Here is a 16,611-nt window from a genome sequence, read left to right as displayed (position 1 = left end):
CTACATCGCCTCTGTGTGATTTTTCACTCACGTAAAGTTTAGTGGAATTGTTTTTTGCTCAGTGTGATAGGCCGCAAATAGGTTTGCGCACTCTCCTAAGATCATGAAGAACAGAGGCTTATTCAGGGTCGAGCCGAGCTTTGCCCATTCAGTGTAATCAGTGACTGAGGGCGATGGATTCAACTGCGGGTGTGTATGCCAATCGCCGAGGTAATCAACACGGCCTTGGCTTTCTTCCCAGGCTTTAGTCACCTCGCGCTGGTGACCGGGATCGAGCCGGTCAAAGCTTATCCGTGATCGCTTGTCCAAAGGCATGGGTACGGTCGCATGCAAGACATGCAGGTGTTTGCCCGATCTGTATCCCATCAGCGTACCGCCGGCCTCGCACTTTCCTTTGGAGTTCTGACAATAAGTGCTGATCACGTCCAACACGCGGCCTTCCACTAGGACGTATAGGCCGTCCAATTGTGGAGCTGTAAGGACTATTTCGTTCCGCATGCAGGGCAGCCATTCAGCGGTTTGATGTCTTGGTTTTTCAGTTTGAAGGTGTCTGCGTTTTCAACTGCTCTTGTTCGGAATCTCGGACTCGGATCCCCATTTTTTCTCCAGTCGATCAGCATATCCGCAACAAGGGCTGCAGCAGACAGCGACGCGGATACGGCGTATGGAGTGAAATGCTGGCAAGCACGAAAGCCCTTTTCCACGTCGTGTTTAAGCACAGTGTATCTTTCTGCCATGTCGTTGCCCGGTTCGCGTCGCCGCAGGCAGCGAAAACATCCGTGTTTCGGTGAGTCAGTCCACAATGCCTGAACGCACTCGCCATTGCCCTTGATCCATGCATGCAAAATCGGTGGGAATGCCCCCTCGCTACTGATGCGCTGCGCATTCAACATGTCTGAGAGAGGCTCCTCACCCGTCGCATTAATGATGAGATCAAAACGCGAGTAATCCAGTTTTGGCGTTATGTCGACATGTTGTGCCTCAATCGTGCTGTAGGGGAACTGGCGGTCGAGTTCGTCCTTGAGCGCCTCACATTTACGTTTGAATAGCGCATCAAAGCCAAGAACGTGCCGGCCGATGTTTTCTGGCTTCAGGTACTGATTGTCGATAAGCGAAAGTAATCCTCCTTCCGTGCCAGCCCCCAGTCGAGTGATTGCTTGAGCAGCATATCCCCCAACTGATCCGCATCCCAGAAGAGCGATTTTTAGTCCTGACAGACCTTGTTTAAGTGTGCCTGAGAGGTTTCGTGTGTGTACAAAGTTGGCACTAAGATCGATGGTCGCCAGGCGAAATATTTTCTCTGATCCGCCAAACTGACGCAGGTATTGAAAGTAAGCCTTTCCAGCATATTTGCGGTTGCTGCCAGATTCTTTGGACGTCGCTTTCTTGATGTAGGGTTTATTGACCGTAAAACCAAAACCAACCCGGCCGACGGGTGAATCGATCAAGATATAAATCCGACTCAAGTCCAGAAGCGATTTTTCAGCTTCGATCCGCTTTTGCACGGTTGCGTAAAGAGAAGGGTCCCACGTTCTTAGCCAAGCAAGTGTCTCTTTCACCGTCCAAGGCAGGGCCGATGATGCTGCCGGCGCAACGGTCGTTTGGAACAGCCAACAGCACCGGGTTTCACGCAGATTGGCGATTGTGCTCCACGAGCGCGCAATCCGTTCCACAGCCTCTTCATTGGTGGTAATGATCTCCCCAATCTGTCCTTTGGGTAGCTTGTACACCTGCGCGTTTTTGAGACCTGGTGACAGTTCAGATAGCCCGACCGAGAGAAAAGTCCCGGTTTCTGATCCCGTCCAATACGATTGAAATTCAGCTTGAATATCAGCTTCGCTCTGCGCAGGGTTACTGATGCTTTGGTTGAGAACACTCGTGGCTTGCTGCAAGCAGAAAGCAATGACTCCCGCTGGGTTGTACCGGTCTAGCACGACCGAGCCTTCGGCCAGATAGCAAAAGCCACCGCCGACGAATCCATGTGCCATTCGGGTAGGTAGAAAGGAGGGCTTTTCGGTAATTTTGATCTTCGGGTAAACCAGAAAATCCCAGTCGGAAATGGCCAGTTCAATGGGAACCGGCCCGGCAGTGGAGTTTAACGTTCCGAGGAATCTGCGAGTCCCTTTCTTGATAGGACGGGGCTTGAAACCCAGTCCATGCATAAGCTGCAGTACATCCCCAAGGCCTTTGAATTCCATGTTTAACCTGCTGACGTATTTGGGACAAGGGGAGCGGGCACTATGGTAGGCGCAGTCGATCGCACAATCTCCGTAGCGCTTTCTATTTCAATTAGGTCGGTGGACGATGGGACGCGGTCACCCAGCTGTGCGGTGGTGATTTGCATCGCGTTGTGCTTTTGGTACTCCTGACACTCCCGAGCTCGTTTGAGGGCATCTGCGAGAGTCTGTGCCTTGCTTGCAGCTTGTTCGCGCTCTGCGGGTTTCATACGATTGAAATCTTCGGCGCTGTCATCAATGCCTGATTCACGAATTTCTTCGTTAAGGGCGATCGCTAGCGCACTGGCAGCCTTCTCAAAAGCAATGTCATCACGTCCTCGTTTGCCTTCAAAACTTTGAGCGATGGCGATCATCAAGGAAATAGACGTTGGGCCGCCGGACTCCCAGTGAAAGTCTCGCCATGCTTTGGCGTAGCGGCATACACGAAGATATTGATTGCCCAGATCGCCAAAGCGCGCGACTTGGTCTCTGACCCACTTTGCAACATCTTCGGGATCAGAAGCTTTCCAGATACCGGATCGGGTGGCCAGCATGATCGTGTCCAGGTCATCCCATGTCTGAGATTTGGCCTTCGTAATCTCCATGTACGATTCAGAGCCACAGGCCTCGTCGAGCATTCGCACGCGCTGCTCACAACTGAGTACGACCGTGCGTTCAACAACCTTGTTAAACTCTTCAATCGGAGCGGCATACAACGGGATGTCGATGTGGGCCCACGTGCACGCGTCGATACGGATACAGGTGGCCTTCGCTTCGGTACCTGTAATCAACTTCCAGTTTTCCTGGACGCAAAGTACTTGGAGAAGCGTTTCAACCAAGTCGAAGTATTTTTTGGCCATTGCGGCTGGTGGGCCATTTTCCTGCCAAACATCGACTGGCAGGTAAACGCCATAATCAAGGTCAATTTCCTGCAGTTCCGGTTGTGCGGGTTGAATGCAGGTTTTGTATGACCAGGATCCTTGCGTCCGAAAACGAGGTTCCACGCGTTTTTCCATACCCAACACTGCGACGGTTGCGCTGGCAATGGCAGGCTTCAGGTAGTCCCGGATCTTTTTCCGGCACTCAGTAAGAAAGATACGTTGCTCTTCGGTTGTTGCGATGTTGTCGCTGAAAACGATGTCGTCAGCGGAAGAAAAAAAGAGTTTGGTAAGGTTCAGCATTTTTCAGCCTCCGGACTGGTCGCGTTGCTACCGTAATAGAATTGAATCGGTCGAGCTTTGTGTGCCACGAACGCCATGAAATCCGGCTTGCCAAGGCAAACCTTTGCCTTTTCAAGACCAGAGCCTATGAGGACTTCCTGGGCATAAATATCTGCTTTATCCAACGCGACTGCTTTGGAGCGATCGTCGGTCAGATCCTCATCCACATGCATGTAGCGTGAGCCAAGTTTGTGTTGCAGCATGAAGTCACAAAGCGACTCTTGAACAGAAATCGACAAGCCGAACAGACGTTGGGCAGCTTTGAGTGGATTGCCGCCACCCCAGTCCAAGGCGCCACCTTCACGATTATTTTTTGGGTTTACGGTGAATTTGGATGACATCGTCCCGATAGCCAGGAGGTGAATATCTGAGCTGGCCACGTCAAAAAAGGTCTCGGCTTCGTGGAGCGCGAGTAGCCCAGGGGCGTTGGCGAACAACCCGCCATCCACGTACTGACTGTGTTGGAGTTGGTGGCGAGGAAAGTAGGTGGGGGCGGCGCTGGTAGCGAGCGCAATGTCTACCATTGGGTGAAGATGGTCACGTCGAAAAGTTTCGTGGTGGGGGGTTTTGAACAACACTGGCTTGCCGGTTGAGTAATTGATCGAGGGAATGACCACAGGATGAAGACAATCACCCAGCAACTTGTCCCCCAGCATCGTGGGTGCCGATATCTGTTTTTTCAGCTCGTCACTGCTGAACGTGGATTCGAAAATCGGAACGCGCGTTCTCGGTTTGAAGATTGCTGCGCCGTGCTGTTTGAACATGTTTACGATTGTCTGGGCAGGAATTTCAGATGCGATAGCCAGCGCCAGGATCCCGCCGATAGACGTTCCCGCAATGAGGTCAAAGTGCCGGGCAATGGGCCCTCCGATCTCCCGTTCAATCTCAGCCAAAATGGTGGCGGTGTAGAGACCTCGGTAGCCCCCGCCTGATAGTGCTAAAACCTGAAAGCGTTTCGATGACATAGGTAAGAATCTCCAGCGCTTCGAGATGAGCGCGATTGACAGCTACGTTACCGGCCGGCGCGTGAGTAAAAAAGGCAGGTTGGAGATGGGTTATTTGTGTAACGTTTGCGTTTAGTTGGAGTCGTGAGTAGATCTTATGCTTCGTGAGTATTTGCTCACGTGCGCGCTATTGACCTTTGTGAGATTATCAGCCGCAATCGATTTGCATTGATTTTTTCGAGGTTCGCCAGATGTATAAAATAGCCGTAGTAGAAGACTCCGAAGCCGTGAACGGCGCGCTTGCGGAGTTTTGCCGGAAACTCAATCACGATGTTGAAGTGGAACAGTTCTTTGATCGAGAGACTGCAGAGGCGGCTATAAAGAAAAATAATTACTCTCTCATCGTATTGGATATTGAGTTGCCGCCTGAGAAAAATGCGGGCATAGGTATTATCAATACTAACTCGCAGTGTCATAAAAGCCCGGTTATCGTGGTTTCAGGTTTAGACTCCTCAGTTTATCGTTCAATTATGTACCAATTAGATGTCTGGGATTTTCTTGAGAAACCTATTGCACCGGATGGCCAAATGTTTTTGGCCGCAGCGATGAAGGTGTTGAGAATTACAGCGGACTCAACAGAGGCGCAGGTTGAACAGGGTGAGTTGGATCAGCTGGTTGAAGAGAATTTCGTTATCGATCAGGATACGGGAAAAGCCAGCTATAAAGGGAAGCCTCTGAATATTCCTCAAACAGCAAAATTAATCCTGCAGAAAATATACAAAAGTAGGGGTGATCTTGTTACTTATGAAGAGTTGTATGATTTTGTCGGTAGTGGAAAAAATAGAGAGACCATTCGTCAACATGTGAAGACAGTTCGTGATGCACTTAAGGAAGTGGGTGTGTCGGAGGCGCACGTTGAAGTCATCAGGATGAAGGGGGTTAGGTGGCAGGATTAAATTTCAACAAACTCAAAAGCAATATAAAGAAAGCTTCGATTAGAATTTATATTGTTGGTGTACTGCTTTTGGTTTTTTTGGTGGTTTTCGTTGGGACGATATTTGCACTTAAGTTGAGTTTTGGATCAGTTGCCGAACAATATGAAGCCAGTGTAAAGCGAAATCTACAGCGTGTGGCGTATGAGTTTGACTCTCTGGATGGGAGGATCAATCTTGTCAATTATGAAGCTCCTAAACCTGACAGCTACGGCGTACCGCTGTATAAAGTTCCATTAGAATATATAAATGTCATGCCGGGGCATGTTGAGGATATGAAGCCCCTTTATGGTTGCAGCTTTCCAGGCGTTTCCGCGTCACAAAACAGATTGTGCGCCGGTGTGCTTGAAAACAAAGCACTGGGTGCGATCGGTTTTGTCAGAGGCGGTTTCGACAAGTCGGGGGATTTGGTATCTCCCAGCTACATAGATGATCCAAGGACGGGAGATTACTTTTTAGTCACCATCACTGCTCGGGGGGCGATGAGTCGATTTGTCGTTACGTTCGATGCCTTAAAGCGCGTTGGAAGCTCTACCGCTCCCTACTTGTCTCCGGCATGGAGCATGACTGGATTCAAAATGGGGACTTTGACAGGGCGCGCTTACGCAAGGGAGCCCGAGATAAAAGGGCGTGCGCTGAAGGTTATTAATCAGGGCTCAATCAACAGATTCGAGTTTATTTTTCAAGTGCCCCTATACGCCTTTGCAGGCGATGCTTATGAAGCAAATCAGTTGCATGGGGAGCCCGTTATTTGGCCACCCAAAGATATTTCTGATGCTCGGGTGGATGTTAAGTTAATTAGTAAAGGGGCTGCAGGAGAAAGCAGCATACTTATGGACACAACATTATCCGAACCAAATACCGTGTTTTCGTTTGATAAGATGAGTAATTACTTGACCCCCGGGGAGCTATTAATATTCTCTCCTGCTGGCTCAACAGCGGAAATCAAGATCAAGCATTCAGCGGTTGATCGTTCAGATTCAGTACGTGTGTTTCCTTTTGGTATGGTCGATCGGTTGACCGATTTTATTATTAAGGTGATCCTCCCTGAAACAAAAACAGAAGAAGCTGTCACTTTGTCCGATGGAAGCACGGTTGCCATTCGAGGTGATGCATCGAATGTTTTCGGTGGGTGGCGTATCGCTGCCCAGTCAATTATTTTACTTTCGTTTATTTTGATGCTGCTGTTGTTCGCTTCTTATATCGTTCTTCGTGCTTTTGTATTAACGCCGCTTTACAAGGTGAGGCGCAATACCTTGTATATGAAACAGCGTCTTAATACTTTTGAGCATTATGTTCTTCCGTTTCCTATAAAAGAAAGCCAAAGCGAGGTGGGTGTACTTTGGCGCAATATTATGGAGTTCAATGAGGAGTTGTTAGCCTATGGAAAAATTGCTTCAGAGCGTTCAAAAAGAGAACACCAATTTCTCCGTGCAATTGGTCATGAAATTCGATCGCCGTTACAGGATTTGATGTTGCGCCACAATGATGAAAATGATCCGAGTACTCGCTATGTCCGAAGGATCTCTTTTGCGGTTCAGTATTTGTATGGTGCCTCGTTAGGGCAAGAGTCTCCTGATGCTGTCACATTCAAGACGCCGCAGGAGGCAATGAACTCGCTTTCCGGAGACATTACAAAGGAAAATATAACCGAGTACTTGGTTAACGCTGCTGACACTCCAAACGCTGATATCAGATATACGGGTAGCGACGCTGCACTCTATGTCATGGTTGATGCCGATATGTTGGAGTCCGTACTAACGGCTATAATCAGTAACGCTAATGACTTTAAATCGCCTGGTACAGATATTATTGTTCACGGTTTTTTGGAGCGAGGCGATGCTGTTGTAAGGGTTGAAAATAAAGGGCCCCATATTGAGACTGTCCCTATCGAAGATATCTTCGAGTATGGCGTCTCTGTGCGGGGTGAGGCTATGGAGGGCGAACATCTTGGTCAGGGGTTGTATATGGCGAAGACATTTGTATCTCGCCTGGGTGGCAGCCTCACTGCACGCAATTTTGAGGGGGGTGTTTGTTTTGAGATAAGACTTCCATGCGTAGGCTAGACGCTCTTGATTGTGTAAATAAAATTATTGATTTTGTGTAGCCAGAAGCGGCGCTGAGCTCTTCATCCGCTTGTGGCCGTTTCCTGCCCTTTACGACTGGCAGGTCATGGTAGTTGATAAGCAAAGCGGTCAGCTGGGGCGGGTAACCGTAGGGGACGAAGGGCGCCCGCGTCCCGGCTTATCAATCAGCCTCTCTAATCCCAGCTCTTGAAAACGCGGGCGCCAGCGAGTAACTGAGCGCAGAGAAAAGCCAATCAGACAGGCAATGTCTACCCATGAGTGGCCTTTAGCCGCCAACAAAATCACCCGAGCACGACGCCCATAATGCTGACTGGTGGTGGCAGAACTGATACTGTAATTGTTAACATGGAAAGCATAGCCAGTTTCGAGGAGGGTTTATTTCAAAGGCAGCACACTAGCCTGTGTCATGCGCTGCTGACGGCATTACTTTTTCGTACAGAATCTAGGTAGGCCCGAAAAACTTTGATGTTTTGGCTTACCTATTGCGCACCTTCACTCTTTTGGTTTTAGCTGTATAAAGAAAGGCACTTCTTTGTCGGCATGGCCATGTCCATTGGGAGCTCGAGGCACAACTTCTCCGTCATTGCAATAGCCACCAAGTGCCGCCATCTGTCCTACGAGTGCATAAACTTGCTGCGTAATTAACCGCTCATCTTTCGATCTGTCGTCAATGAAGCAATCAGCGGTAGGAGGCTTTAGACCTGGATCTAAAGATGGTGGGATGTGCTGGTTGCTACATGTCGAGTTTAGCATGTTTTGAGTTAGTCCCAATGCACCCTTGAAGTTCGCCCCTGAGATGTTAGCTTTTTCCAATTTGGCATCGTAAAGTTTTGAGCCGGAGAGATTAGCATTTTTAAGCTCTGCGAACGTTAGGTCTGCATTTGAAAGGTCAGACTGTGAAAGGTCTGATCGAGAAAAGTCTGATCCATTGAGCGTCGCATTCTTAAAGCTTGCCCATCTGACAATTGAGTCGGAGAAGTCTGTATAGAGCATATTGGATCGGTCAAATATTGAACTATCGGCTGTGGCCCTTGCGTATGAGGATGCATTGAGTTCGCTTTGCGTGAAGTTGGCCATATATAACTGTGACTCAATGAACTTAGCGCCAGTGCCTCTGATCCACTGCCCGTTCATTCGGCTTAGGTTCAGTTTTGACAAATCCTGGCATCGGAGTGTTGCACCCTCTAAATCCAAGCTGTCGAGAGGCAGCTTTGCCGCTCGTATCGCAGAGATAGACTCGGGGAAAGTTGGAGGGAGCGGTGCATTTCTTGCGGAGTAAACTACCCTGACAGACTTTTCCAGCAATGCCTCTGCTTCTGGCTTGTAAAAATACATGCCGCTCAGAGCTGTGCATCCTATTATTACCGTTACAATTCCAACAGATTTAAGGCGATATTTTTTTCTGTCCAATCCTAGCTCTGCATCAAGCATTGCTTTAGCAGCTGAAACTGTGACGCATTTGTTTTCGATAAGCCGGGAGGGAACACCGGCCTTCGAAATAATGGATGTGAAAATATCTAGTCCAGGTAGATCTAGAGTGCTGGCCATTTCCACTTTTTGAAAAATCATGCTGCTTAAATTATGCAGTTTGGATATCGAGAGCTTCTGTAGGTGGGGAAGCGAAAATAAATCTGTTGCTAACCCTTCGCGAAAGTCCTCTAAGCTTCTACCTTTGATGAATTCCAATTTGCCGATTATACTAGTTGTGATTTTTGTTGTTTGGCCTATAGATGCTGATAGCTTGTCCAGCTCTTCAAGATATATAGGTTCTAAAGAGGCGTGAGCTGAGTTTGCGAGGGCTTCTTTTAACGACAATAAGCTGGTTTGTTGTCTGGAGCTATTTGGAGTTGACTCGGAGGGCAGGTAGGGCAGTGCATTTGAATATATGAAATAATTATCTATTTTGGCCCCCTGACTGCTCTCGAGACGTCCAAATTTGATAATGGCTTTGACTATCTCCTTGTCTCTCAGCACCCATTTTTTAGTGGATTCCCTAGTTTTTACTTGAAAGACATCAAATTTTCCGTTGTGTTTTACACCAAGTATGTCGTCATGATGCTCAAACCAAAATTCTTTATAGGTGTTTCTTTTTATTGCCTCGCAAATTAGCGTGACTCCTGCCGCACTTTGATATGCATAGGCTCTGCGTACTTCTGGTGCGATATCCATCGAAAGTGATGGGCCCAATCCAAGTGCCACAACACTTTTTTTTAAATCATCATGTGACTTCAATGCGTGCTCCCCCATAATGATCAAAGTTTGAGGGTGCTACGAGTTAATTTCAAGACGCTTCTGCTCCGAACTGTCAAAACTGGCACAATCTCGGGGCCTCCAAAGGTCATTTTTGAAGGTCGAAGCAGTAACTACAGGCTATCTGTCCGGTATCCCTGCTCAGCGTGTTCATCAACAGATCGGTGAGTACTTCTCTGTCCCGTCCGTTGAAGCCATCCCAGTATCCGGGCCCATGGGGCAATGAGTTCGGCCCAATCATTGAGGACGGCGTTCATTGTGCGCAGACCTGGCTTGACGGCTCGCCTCTACCTTTGTGGTGGGCACTGGCGCAAAACCGAAAGCGTCATCGCCCAGGGTTCCCTGGAAGCGTTCGAAGCCGGTTTTCTGCAGCGTTTGCAGCAAACGCTGATCATGCGGTATGAGGCCGCTGCCCAATTAACCAGTGGTGATGCTTGAGGCTGTCTTCGGCGTTTGAGGCTTTGCTTTTCCACCAAACCCTCCGATCCAGCGATCTTTGATCACGCCGATCGGAGGGTTCATTCGCTTTTTCTTGAGGCCGGTCGTACCACCACTCCATTTCAAATTTGATTAGCGTTACGCCCTCGTTTATCGTCAGAAGTTACTTTTCGAGTGTCGCTCCAGTGTCAGAACGGTCTTGCGTGGCCATGGCTAGAGAAGTGGCGACAACGGTGACAGCGGCGACAACCCATGAAGAGCGGGCTCTGGAGCATGGCGACAAAAGTGGCGACAGTCGCCGTTTTTTGGACGTTTTGGCCGTGACGCTTGACCGTCTTTTCGAGTGGGTATAAAAATTGGCGCACGGATCGCTGTCGTTGACAGCACCTGCCCAGGTAGCCAGAACCTTTAAGGCTACGCCATTTGCGTGGTGGTTCTTCCCCTAGTGCGATTAGCGTCCGGCGGCTCGCACGGTCACTCCCCAAGAGTGATGGATGCCTACTCGACCAATCTGCCCGCTGCGGCAGACGATGGATCTACCTCGCTGCATTGCAGCAACCTCACCTCTTAGCACACTTCGCTGCGCCAGACCGCGCCCGTCTCTTTCTCCTGGAAAGAGACGGGCGCTCGTATCACTGCTGCAATCCACGTCTTACATGGCATTGCCGCAATTCTCCTCGCGACAATCGGCGTGACAAGTCCGATTCGTCGCCATCCACAACGACACAGGCACCGGTGCCGCAGCCTATGGAAAGGCTGCACCTGACTGACAGTCAGGCATGCCCCAGGTGTCGATGTTGTTGCCTTCTCTCACCCAGGATCTCTAGGTGCTGAACTCGTCAGTCGGCGCAGCCTCCACCCGCCCGCATCTTCGGATGCGCCTAAGGAGGCCAGAGTCATGGGTTCATGCCCTTGCTCCCGGTCGTAAGGAGCCGTTCGTTCCGCGTCAGTGAACACCTCACAGGCCGCAGGGGCCTTGATCCCTGATAACACTCAACAGCCGTGGCGGGACTACGTGAGGACAACCAGCAATGATCGAGGAGAGGGCCCATGCAGCAGTTAGATCCGAAGCTTGAACTACCACGACCGCCTCGACCGCTTATTGAGTCGAATCCCGTGGCCCAGCCTTATCCAGTCCAGGCACTCGGTGGGATTCTTGGGCCGGCGGTGGAGCGCATGGCCGAGGTCATCGGCGTGCCCCAAGCGCTGGCCGCGCAATCGGTGTTGGCTGCCTCGGCGCTGGCCACCCAAGGACATGCGGGCATACAGCTCGACGGGAGAAACTATCCCCTGTCGCTGTACCTGATCACAATGGCCGCATCCGGTGATCGCAAGACCGCGGCAGATCGATGTGCGTTGCTGCCTGCACGGCAATGGGAGCGTGAGCAGTGGCAGCGCTACCGCGAACAACTTGCTCGGTACCTCGCCGCGCAGCGACAGGCGCAACGTGCCAACCCTGTCGATCCCGCCCCCACAAACGGCGTGCTGCTCGAAGGGGAGCCCTCTGCACCTAGGTTGATCACCACGGACCCGACGATCGAAGCGCTGATCAAGGGGCTCTGCCATGACCTGCCCAGCATGGGACTGTTCTGCGATGAAGGGGGACAGTTCCTCGGCAGCAGCACCATGAGTCGGGATCACCGTTTGAAAGCGGTCACGACCTTGTCGTCACTCTGGGACGGTAGCCCGATTGATCGAGCGCGCTCCATGACAGGCGAAAGCCTACGGGCTTATGACCGGCGCTTGAGCTTGCACCTGATGCTGCAACCGTATTTGGCCATGCAGTTACTCAGTGACCCGTTGCTACAGGGGCAAGGTATTCTCGGTCGCTGCCTGATGACCTGGCCTACCAGCCTGGCCGGACAGCGCAGCTACCAGGCCGTCGACTTGTCCAAAGACGCCGCCCTAAAGCGCTATCACCACCGTCTTTCGGCCCTGTTTCGTCAGCCGTGGTCACTTAGCCCTGACGGTGCTCTACAGCTATCACTACTGAACCTCAGTCCGTTGGCTCGTCGTCGCTGGATTGATTTACACGATGCCATCGAAGCCCAGTTGGGTGAGTTTGGCGAACTGGCCAGCGTACGGCCCAGCGGATCGAAGGCTGCCGAAAACCTGCTGCGTGTCGCTGGCATTTTGGCCGTGGTGGAGGAGAGCAGTGTCGTGGAGGTCGACCACATCCAACGGGCCTCGACCTTAATTGGCTATTACCTTGCCGAGATCCAACGCCTGACCGAACAGGAACCGGTGTGCCGGATAAAGGAAGAGGCGGATCGGCTGCTGCGCTGGTTGCAGGTCAAGGATTGGAAGCGCTTCAGTATTCGAGAGCTGAATCGCAACGGTCCCCGCTTTGCCCGCAAGAGCAGTCGTCATGCCGCCAAGCTGTTGGTCGAGTTGATTGATCATCAGTGGTTGATCACCGATGGCCAAACCTTCGAGGTGCGCCATGTTCAATCTTGATGAAGCGCTGCGCAACCATCTGGCTCAGCGCCAAAAGGAGCCGAAAGCGCGATTTGTCGCCGCTACTGTCGCCACTTTGTCGCCACGCTCAAAGCCAGGCAGGACAAGGGGGGGCGCCGCTGTCGCCGGTGTCGCCACCACCCGTAAAACTATCACCTCGACGACAGCCATCATTCAGTGGTTGAAAGAGGAGGGCGCGCATCTCTACGTCACCGACAACACGCTGTGTTTTCGCCCGACTGATTGGTCCCAGTTCGCCATCGTGAGTGCGAACTGGAGAGCCCTTTTACATGATCTCGCTGCAGTCGATCAGGGGCAGAAAAATGGTCCGGGTCGGTAAGCGATCTGGGCGCAATTTTGGCTTCGGTCGCCAACTCAGCTATGCCGGACCGCAAGCCCTGAAAGATCTATTTGGCGACGGCCATTTTGCTACCGTCAAAGCCCATAGCGATCGCTGGCAAGCATTCGTGCGTTGGTGTCGATCCGAGGAAGGGCCGAGGCTCAATGACGCGCGACAGATCGACCGCGAGATCCTCATGCGGTACGCCGCCTATATGCGGCAGCAGGTTGACCAGGGCAACGTCGGCATCGCCACCGCGCAGAACCGACTGTCAACCGTGAACCGAACGATGGCTGCGCTGCGCGGTGATCAGTACGTCAAAATTCCCAGTCCGAGCAAGGCGCTAGGCCTACAGCGTTCGAGCGTGCGTAGTGAGGCACCGCAAGGCCAAGATCGTGCTCAGATCGAGTTGATCGCGCTCGTACTGTCAGAGCGAGGTCAGCAACGTGTGGCCGCAATTGTCCATCTGGCCCGGGATACTGGTATGCGCCTGCGTGAGGCGATCTTGGCGGACCTGCCCCGACTGCAACGTGAGGCCAGGCAACTGGGCAAGATCAATATCCAGGACGGCACCAAAGGCGGTCGATCAGGCGCGTCAGCACCGCGTTGGATCGCGGTTACTGATCAAATTCGTGGCGCCTTGGATAGCGCCTGGGAGGCTTCTCCCAGTGGCAGTCGGAACCTGTTGGCCCCCAGGGAGAGCTACAAAGAGTTTATGCAGTCAGTTGTGCGACCGGCACGGGACGTCTTGCATGAGCATGGATTGAAAGGCTTTCATGAGCTTCGGGCTGCTTACGCCTGTGAGCGCTATGAGCAACTGACTGGTTTAAATACACTCGTCAATGGCGGTTGTATTCATCGAGAAGATCGAGAGCTTGATCAGCACGCCCGTCAGCAAATCAGCCATGAGTTAGGACATAACCGCATGGATGTGGTGAGTGCCTACATCGGAGGTCGGCGATGAAGCCCGAGTTCGACATGGCGTTGTTTCTGAGTCCGGTGCTCAAAGGTGCGCATGCCACGCGGCAGCGGCATATCCGGCAGGCAGAAAGGATGCACGAGGCGATTCGTGAGCGCTGGGGTTGCGTGACTCCCTGGTCATGGAGAGAAAAGCACGTGAGATGGTTTCTGGAGCACTACCTGCGATGCTCCGCTCCAGCTACCGTCTACTACTTTGACTTAACAGCAGGCTTGATCCGCCGCAGAAGGCAAAAGTCGTGGTTGTCTGATAGACCTTTAAGCGTGAGCCCCTGAGTATGGGAATGCGGAGCCTTCCCATACTCAGGGGCTTGGCTGAACAAGCGCAGACATACCAGAGATTTAGCGAAAGTCGTCATTTCTGTCGCCATGCGGCACTACATGGACTGTCGGCGGTATCGTTAACCTTGAATGCTCAGCGGATCGGCACCACGTTGCGGTCCCTGGTTTGATTGATGGCTGATGCTGACAGGCTGCCGGTGGCTGCTTTCTGGATATGTTCACTCCACCAAGCCATCATCGGACGCCGGCGTTCGATGTAATCCGCCCGGTTGTAGGCGCTTCGAACTTCGTCTTTATCAACATGCGCCAGCGCGACTTCGATTAGCTCCGGATCCCACCCATGCTCGTTCAGGATTGTGCTGGCCATGGAGCGCATGCCGTGGCTGACCAAGCGGTCCTGAAAACCCATTCGTTTCAACGCCATGTTGGCGGTCTGGCTATTCGCGTGGGTGCGCGGATTTCTATCCGACGGGAACACATATTCCCTGTGGCCGCTATGGGGTTTAAGCGTCTCCAATAATGAGAGTGCATGTTCGGTCAACGGGATTGTATGCGGACGCCGCTTTTTCATTCGCTCCGGAGGGATGGTCCAGATGCGTTTGTCGAAGTCGATGTCTGCCCATCGAGTGGTGGCCGCCTCGGCGGGGCGGGTCATGGTATGAAGTTGCCATTCGATCAGGCAGCGGGTCGTCCGCTTGATACTGGCGTTCGCGATTTCCATCATGAGCTCCGGAAGCTCATCAGGTGGCAGCGCGGCCATATTTTCTTTCTTGGGCTTCTTAAATACCGCTCGAATGCCGCTGAGAGGATTGGCAAAGATCATTCCGGAGTTGACCCCGTAGGTCATGATCTCGTTAAGGCGCTGGCTCACTCGTTTAACCGTCTCGAGGCTGCCTTTGGCCTCAATCGGACGAAGCAGCTTGATGACCATCGGGGCGTTCACTTCCGATAACGGCGTTGATTTCATGCTTGGAAAAACATGCAGTGTGAGCGAGCGCCAGATGTCTTCGGCATACGCCGGGGTGACGGAATCCTTCTTCAGCTCGAACCAGGCGGTGGCCACGTTCTCGAAGGTGTGTTCCGTTTCCGCTCGTTTGGCTTCCTGCAGCTCATTGCGCTGAGCTTTTGGGTCGACGCCCTGTGCAAGCAGCTCTCTGGCCTCAACGGTTTTCTTCCTCGCTTGCGCAAGAGAAACCTCGGGATAAGAGCCGAGTGCCATGTTGATTCGATTCTTGGTGACGGGATGCCGGTAGTTGAAATTCCACTGCATCGAGCGATTGACCCTGACTCGCAGCTGGAGCCCGTCGCCATCCGTGAGGACATAATCCTTGTCTTTCGGTTTGACCGCCTTGAGCTGGCGGTCGGAGAGGCGGGTGGTTTGAGCGCACATGAGAAGTACTCCATGACACCTTTTGGTATTCCCAAGATTAGCGCCGGGTAGCCGGGAATACCATTGGGAATACCAAACCGCCTGGAACTCAAAAAACCTGGAAAGCCTTCCGTAGCCCTGAAACCCCCGTATTCACTGGATTTCAGGCACAAAAAAAGACGTCCGTGGACGTCTTTAGATGATGAAGTGGTGGAGCCGGGGGGATTTGAACCCCCGTCCGCCAGTACTCCGCTGTCGGTACTACATGCGTAGCCGTGTCTATTAAATTAACCCTCAGCGACCCGACGGGCAGGGTGCTTTGGGCGAGTTGTGTAAGTTTTAGCCGATTCGTCCACAACGTACTGCACGGCGATTCCGTTCTATATGACAATCACTTTGGGTTTACGGACATCCCCTCGTGATTGCTGGACCCGAAGGTACCAGAAGCTCAGGATCTAAGGCTGCTTACGCAGCGATAGCGAATTCCTGGCCGTAGTTTTCGTCATTGGCAACTATAGAAGTTGCAACAGTGGATTTACGAGTTCTGTTACCAACTCGGCATGCACCTAGAGTTTCGCAACCGGCGTCGAATCCTAAACGGCCCCGAACCTGTCGCTCCGTGAGTCTGTTGGAGCGGCAGGCATGTGCAGTGTACGCCAATCCATGTCCGAGGCCAACCCGAAGGTTGGCCTGCGGTAATGCTACTGGTCGCCTTTGGCGTTGTTCTGCAGCTTCTGGATGGCCTGATTGGTCAACGAGATGCAATTTTCGGTGCCTTCTTTGGTGCCTTTGGCGTGCTCAGCCTTGGCTTGTCCGACGGTGGCGTCGATGTCGGTCTTTAGACCTTCGCTCATTTGCTCGGTGCTGACTTTGGCGTCGCTGATCTTTTGCAGGTTGATTTTGCACAGGTCATCCTGGCTATTTGCAAACACCGGAGAGGCCAACATCGCAGCGGAAATGAACAAGCCAGCAAGTGCGGTGCGCTTCATGTGTATCTCCTTGAACGTAGGGTCTCGGTGCCGCTGGACAGTCGCGGCC

At 52.0% G+C, this 16,611-nt stretch carries 13 protein-coding genes, 1 other RNA gene and 1 pseudogene; 6 read left to right on the top strand and 9 right to left on the bottom strand.

The window, feature by feature from the left end:
* Positions 1 to 27: 27 nt before the first annotated feature.
* Genes M1D99_RS25895 through M1D99_RS25880 form a run of 4 tightly spaced genes read right to left on the bottom strand, consistent with a single transcriptional unit; the run spans position 28 to position 4,401 of the window.
* Complete coding sequence (locus tag M1D99_RS25895) at positions 28 to 432, bottom strand: Mov34/MPN/PAD-1 family protein (protein WP_458130983.1); 405 nt, start codon at positions 430 to 432, stop codon at positions 28 to 30.
* A 50-nt stretch (positions 433 to 482) separates the two neighbouring features.
* Entirely contained in the window at positions 483 to 2,198 is a 1,716-nt protein-coding gene (locus M1D99_RS25890; RefSeq protein WP_458130982.1) for a ThiF family adenylyltransferase, read from the bottom strand.
* 2 nt (positions 2,199 to 2,200) lie between these two features.
* On the bottom strand, positions 2,201 to 3,397 hold the full coding sequence (locus M1D99_RS25885) for a CBASS cGAMP synthase (protein ID WP_458130981.1): 1,197 nt from the start codon (positions 3,395 to 3,397) through the stop codon (positions 2,201 to 2,203).
* Positions 3,391 to 4,401 (bottom strand): CBASS cGAMP-activated phospholipase, encoded by a 1,011-nt coding sequence (locus M1D99_RS25880; protein WP_458130980.1) that lies wholly within the window; start codon positions 4,399 to 4,401, stop codon positions 3,391 to 3,393. The genes M1D99_RS25885 and M1D99_RS25880 overlap by 7 nt, the downstream gene beginning before the upstream one ends.
* Before the next feature lie 230 nt (positions 4,402 to 4,631).
* Here M1D99_RS25880 and M1D99_RS25875 point away from each other — a divergent pair, with 230 nt between their 5' ends.
* Together M1D99_RS25875 and M1D99_RS25870 are read left to right on the top strand one after the other, a co-directional pair.
* Complete coding sequence (locus M1D99_RS25875) at positions 4,632 to 5,336, top strand: response regulator transcription factor (protein WP_458130979.1); 705 nt, start codon at positions 4,632 to 4,634, stop codon at positions 5,334 to 5,336.
* Positions 5,324 to 7,438: a sensor histidine kinase gene (locus M1D99_RS25870; protein ID WP_458130978.1), complete on the top strand. Its 2,115-nt coding sequence runs from the start codon at positions 5,324 to 5,326 to the stop codon at positions 7,436 to 7,438. Before M1D99_RS25875 ends, M1D99_RS25870 begins: the two co-directional genes overlap by 13 nt.
* Before the next feature lie 156 nt (positions 7,439 to 7,594).
* Here M1D99_RS25870 and M1D99_RS25865 read toward each other — a convergent pair.
* Both M1D99_RS25865 and M1D99_RS25860 read right to left on the bottom strand, forming a co-directional pair.
* Positions 7,595 to 7,789 (bottom strand): annotated as a pseudogene (locus M1D99_RS25865) (helix-turn-helix domain-containing protein); the annotation flags it as partial.
* Between the two features lie 162 nt (positions 7,790 to 7,951).
* Positions 7,952 to 9,691 carry a dsDNA nuclease domain-containing protein gene (locus M1D99_RS25860; RefSeq protein ID WP_458130977.1) on the bottom strand — a complete coding sequence of 580 codons (1,740 nt, stop codon included), beginning with the start codon at positions 9,689 to 9,691 and terminating at the stop codon, positions 7,952 to 7,954.
* A 1,506-nt stretch (positions 9,692 to 11,197) separates the two neighbouring features.
* Here M1D99_RS25860 and M1D99_RS25855 point away from each other — a divergent pair.
* Genes M1D99_RS25855 through M1D99_RS25840 form a run of 4 tightly spaced genes read left to right on the top strand, consistent with a single transcriptional unit; the run spans position 11,198 to position 14,198 of the window.
* Positions 11,198 to 12,604 carry a YfjI family protein gene (locus M1D99_RS25855; RefSeq protein ID WP_458130976.1) on the top strand — a complete coding sequence of 469 codons (1,407 nt, stop codon included), beginning with the start codon at positions 11,198 to 11,200 and terminating at the stop codon, positions 12,602 to 12,604.
* Positions 12,591 to 12,944 carry a hypothetical protein gene (locus M1D99_RS25850; RefSeq protein ID WP_124334000.1) on the top strand — a complete coding sequence of 118 codons (354 nt, stop codon included), beginning with the start codon at positions 12,591 to 12,593 and terminating at the stop codon, positions 12,942 to 12,944. The genes M1D99_RS25855 and M1D99_RS25850 overlap by 14 nt, the downstream gene beginning before the upstream one ends.
* A complete protein-coding gene (locus tag M1D99_RS25845; RefSeq protein WP_458132166.1) occupies positions 12,928 to 13,908 on the top strand; it encodes an integrase domain-containing protein in 981 nt (326 codons plus the stop codon). The genes M1D99_RS25850 and M1D99_RS25845 overlap by 17 nt, the downstream gene beginning before the upstream one ends.
* Positions 13,905 to 14,198 (top strand): hypothetical protein, encoded by a 294-nt coding sequence (locus tag M1D99_RS25840; RefSeq protein WP_458130975.1) that lies wholly within the window; start codon positions 13,905 to 13,907, stop codon positions 14,196 to 14,198. The genes M1D99_RS25845 and M1D99_RS25840 overlap by 4 nt, the downstream gene beginning before the upstream one ends.
* A 139-nt stretch (positions 14,199 to 14,337) precedes the next feature.
* Here M1D99_RS25840 and M1D99_RS25835 read toward each other — a convergent pair whose 3' ends face one another.
* The 3 genes from M1D99_RS25835 to M1D99_RS25825 form a co-directional block, all read right to left on the bottom strand.
* Positions 14,338 to 15,594: an integrase domain-containing protein gene (locus tag M1D99_RS25835; protein WP_458130974.1), complete on the bottom strand. Its 1,257-nt coding sequence runs from the start codon at positions 15,592 to 15,594 to the stop codon at positions 14,338 to 14,340.
* 187 nt (positions 15,595 to 15,781) lie between these two features.
* Positions 15,782 to 16,178: a transfer-messenger RNA gene (gene ssrA, locus M1D99_RS25830) on the bottom strand.
* A 96-nt stretch (positions 16,179 to 16,274) separates the two neighbouring features.
* Positions 16,275 to 16,562, bottom strand: coding sequence for a hypothetical protein (locus tag M1D99_RS25825; RefSeq protein ID WP_250964010.1), 288 nt, complete (start codon positions 16,560 to 16,562; stop codon positions 16,275 to 16,277).
* Between the last annotated feature and the right edge of the window lie 49 nt (positions 16,563 to 16,611).

The organism is Pseudomonas sp. R3-41 (assembly GCF_054161485.1).
This window is presented reverse-complemented; position numbering and strand designations above follow the sequence as displayed.